This is a genomic window from Paenibacillus sp. 01T422, from assembly GCF_056398785.1.
On record NZ_JBFTQB010000591.1, the window covers coordinates 1 to 4,121 of the forward strand.

Annotated in this window: 1 protein-coding gene; it reads left to right on the forward strand. The window is 45.8% G+C overall.

Annotation, left to right across the window (positions count from 1 at the left end; genetic code table 11):
- Window positions 1-4,121: CBM96 family carbohydrate-binding protein (locus tag AC1DUA_RS26675; RefSeq protein ID WP_477502651.1), on the forward strand; the 4,121-nt coding region annotated here is incomplete at both ends.

A 4,121-nucleotide genomic window follows, 5' to 3' on the forward strand; every position in this document is an offset into this window, starting at 1 on the left:
GCCTATACCTATGTAAAGTATGATCTGACAAGCATCCTGCCTCTCCTAAATTCGGACACAGAAGTAGCTCTTGCGTTCAAGGCTTCTTCGGCAACACCGACTCAACTAAGTGTATATGGTCTTCATCCCTTGCAAACCGCTGCGGATTGGTCAGAATCAACGATGACATGGAGAAGCAAATTTCTGAATTTAACGGATTCAATTGATACGATTACAATCACGAATACGCCATCTGTCTATCAGTTCAACCTTACTGATTACATCAAGGAAAGTAAAAAAGCCGGAAAATCTGTGTTAGGGCTTATGATTAAGACGGAAACCACTGGTGCAATTGAATTTAGAGGGCATGAGACGACAGAAAGTGCATCGACAGACATGATCCCGACTTTAATCGTGAACGAGCAGGGTACGAGTCTTCATGCTCCGCATCCGTATACGCCGTCGGTACCCTTCGAATATGGCAAAAACATGCTGCCACTGCACGACACACTCGTGTACAACCCGATCACTACGAATAATAAAGATGCGGACAAAAATTACCATAGCACCAACAATGTTGCATCTATTGCAGATGGGATGACTGCTGAGTTTAATAAGTCAATTGGTTACTATAAGTTCGATATTTCTAACTTGCCGGATGCTGCTCATATTGGAAAAACGTTATTTTCGGTGTGGGGACGTGATACGTCCAAAGCAACATCAGCTACAGCGACCAACTACGTTCAAATATATGGAGCTGAAAATGCGGGGAATTGGACAGAAACGGGCTTGACTTGGAATAACAAGCCAACGATAGGAGCTGCTCCAATTGCTGAAGTGTTGTACAAAGCGGCAAATGATTATCAAGATGCTGACATAACTGATTATGTGAAAGAGATGAAGCTGCAGGGTGAGAAGACGATCACACTCGTGATGGCAGCCAAAAGCAGCAATGGAATCTTTTATCATCGCGGGAAAGATACGACAGCCTCTGGGCAAATGCCGCCAAGACTTATCGTCTCCGATCCAGCGGACGTTCCTGAAGATATGCATCTAGGAGCTGATGGCAGGAGCCGACTCTATCCAGTAGACTGGTATCCGGGTTTCAAGGATAACAAAGGGCGATTCCTGCACGATTTCTCCTATGCTGGCTACCATTTGGGCGAAACGCCTATTCCCTTTACAGATGCAGCAGCAGGTATTGATGTTACCAAAGCACCTTATGGCGCTGATGCAACGGGGAAGAGGGACTCCACCCAAGCAATTCAGAGCGCGATCACAGATGCTGCGGCAAAAGGCGGCGGTGTGGTGTACCTCCCGGAAGGTACCTATCAGGTCAATCCGCCAGCTGGCAAAGATTTCTCATTGAATATCCCGGCAAGCCATATCGTGCTGAAAGGAGCCGGAACGAACAAGACGTTTATTTATAACGCAACTGAAAATATGAAATCCAAAGATACCATCCGTGTCGGAGACGGCGATTGGAAGAAGACGAATGTCTCCACCAAGCTGAGTAAAAATGTTACAGAGCCGAGTGCATTAATTCCAGTTGAAGACACAAGCGGTTTCGCAGTCGATGACTATGTTCTGATCACTTTTGAGACAACAATGGATTTCTTGAATGAACTTGGTATGCAAAATAAATGGGCGTCACGCCTTGGCAAAGTCGAGCAGCTGTTCTATAGGCAAATCGTCGGGATTGATCACGTTAATCGGACAATTACACTGGATATTCCAACTCGGTATGCTTTAAAACAAAGGGACAACATTACGATTTCGAAAACAGAGGCCCCGATTTCCGAGGTTGGTATTGAGGATTTCTCGATTGCTAATGTACAGAATCATAACAGTGGCTTAGGGGAAGACGAATACAAGGTTATCGGTACCGCTGGGTATGAAAGCGATAATGCCAAAGTAATCAATATGATTGCGGTTGCAAACAGTTGGGTGCGCAATGTTAGCACATATAAACCAGAGGGCAATTCAACCTATCATATTTTGTCCAAAGGGATCATTTTGGATCGCACTAAGAATGTTACGGTTGATCATGTCACGATGCAGTACCCGCAATACAGGGGAGCGAATGGCAATGGCTATTTGTATCAATTTATCGGCAATGATAATTTGATTACAGATAGTAAAGCGATCGCAGCGCGTCACAGCTTCACCTATGCGAATTTCTCGGCTAACGGAAATGTGCTGCATAATGTCTACTCCGAGAACTCCTCACTGATGACGGATTTCCATATGTACCTCAGTATGGCCAATCTGATTGACAACATGACGCTGAACGGGGATGGTATTTCTGGGATAACACGGGATTACGGATCGTCAGCAACGAATAGACATGGCGTTGTGACAACGGAAAGTGTGTTCTGGAACACCACCGGTCAAGCAGCACATAGCAGCAAAAATGGCATTATTATTGAGTCGGAGCAATTTGGCAACGGTTACATCATAGGGACGAAAGGTGCAGTAACCGGAGTGAATGTTAATATCGTCGGCTCGATCCCGGATACGAATACCAAACCGTTCGACATGGCGGAAGGTGTCGGTGAGGGCACGAAGCTGGTGCCTCAAAGCCTATACGACGATCAATTTACTCGAAGAACGACCGGGAAGGAGCTGGCGTTGCAGTCTCTGCTCGTCAATGGCGAGGCCATAAGCGGTATGCAATTGCTGAAAACGAAGTATGCCTATACGCTGCCATTCGGAACTACCCAGGCTCCAAAGATTGATGCCAAGCCTCTGCAATCTGGCGCTGTAATCTCCATTACACAGGCCACGGAAACGAATGGCACAGCTATCATCCAAGTGGCCAACAACCGGGCAACGCAAGAATATCGCGTTCAATTCCAAGTGGCAGCAACACCGATTTTGCCCAAAAGTTTAACAATAGCGCCAGACAAATCCGTTCCAGGCTGGAGAGCTGCTGGCAGCGTAATCAGTGTTGGAAGCAGCGGAAGGCTGAAGGCATTCCTTACACTCGATACTGATGAGGTAATTAATACGGAGAAAGCTAATATCCCTGTAACGTACAGCATAAATAACGAAGAAATTGGTACGTTAGATAACGGCTGGTTCAAAGCTAAACATGCAGGAGTGGCTAAAATAACCGCAGAAACTGTCTGGAATGGTGTGAAAGTCAGCGCTTCCGAAAATATTGAAGTGCGAGACGCGATGGCTGAGCCGGAAGGAAACTTTGCCAAAATTATCAATGTGACCGCCAGTGCAGACGATGGCAACTTGCCCATAAATACCATCGATCGTGATCCTGATTCGAGATGGTCAGCTGAGGGCAGTGAACAGTACTTACTGCTAGAACTGGAAAAAGAACAGTGGCTGGATAACATTTCCATCTTATTTTACAGCGGAAATCTGCGTTCCAATTATTTTGACCTTGAGGTTTCTTCTGATGGCATAACGTATCATCGCGTACTGACACAAGCTGCCAGTCATAAGCAAAATCCGAACCAGACGGAAACGTTTGCCTTCGATCCGGTCAGAGCTAAGTACGTGAAATACATCGGTCACGGCAATGAGCTAAATGCATGGAACAGCATTATTGAGTGCTGGGTACATCTAGCTCAGATTGATGCTCCATTTACCACGCTTAGTGTTGCTGAGTCAGTGTATGGAGGACAATTGTTCCAAACGGCATTAGGACTRGGGAACGTTACAAGTAGTGTCTATGCGGCGGTCTACGGCGTTGATTTATCAGTTACTTATGATCCCAATGTGCTTGAATTTGTTGCTGTTGAATCATTAAAGCAAGGATTTGTGATTGACCCAAGCAGCGTTCCAACTATTCCAGGAAACATTCAAATTAATGCTGCAGCAAGTGAAGCAAGTCATGCAGTGACTTCAAGGGGAGATCTGTTCCATTTAAAATGGCAAGCTAAACAGGTTTCTCACGCTGTTTCTAGCCGGATTAGCATTGCTTCAGCTAAAGTTAAGAATGGGAATGGACAAGAAACAGAAGCATTAACGACGGAACTGAGTGTTATTGTGAATGTTAAGAATGCAACGGGGTCCTCAGAGGATAAAGGACAGTCGGGCTTAGTTTCCGGAACGTTGGTGCCGAGTGTGCCAGTTGTACCTTCGAAGCCGGACATACAAGAGCCTGGGAAGCCTTCCAAGGT